The organism is Vibrio sp. 10N.222.52.B7 (assembly GCF_041474275.1).
In the GTDB taxonomy this organism is placed as follows: domain Bacteria; phylum Pseudomonadota; class Gammaproteobacteria; order Enterobacterales; family Vibrionaceae; genus Vibrio; species Vibrio crassostreae_C.
Genome location: NZ_JBFRTU010000099.1, coordinates 1 through 273 on the forward strand (window position 1 = coordinate 1; position 273 = coordinate 273).

A 273-nucleotide genomic window follows, 5' to 3' on the forward strand; every position below is an offset into this window, starting at 1 on the left:
CTCCTTATACGAAGATATTCACGATAAGTGTCCACACAGATTGATATGTTTAAACAGTTAAGAGTAACCTATGTCCCGTTCGTCTAGAGGCCTAGGACACCGCCCTTTCACGGCGGTAACAGGGGTTCGACTCCCCTACGGGATACCATCTTTAAGCACATTTATTTAAGTGTTTTTAAAAATGGTTCATTTTATTGAATCAAGCTCTTTAACAATTTGGAAAGCTGACTGATTGATTTACTTACGAGTAATTCAATCAAATTTAAAAGTTCT

The 273-nt window shown here is 37.4% G+C and carries 1 tRNA gene; it reads left to right on the forward strand.

Annotated features, from left to right (window positions below):
- Positions 1 to 72: 72 nt before the first annotated feature.
- Positions 73 to 148: transfer RNA gene (locus AB4512_RS20300), tRNA-Glu, on the forward strand.
- Positions 149 to 273 lie beyond the last annotated feature (125 nt).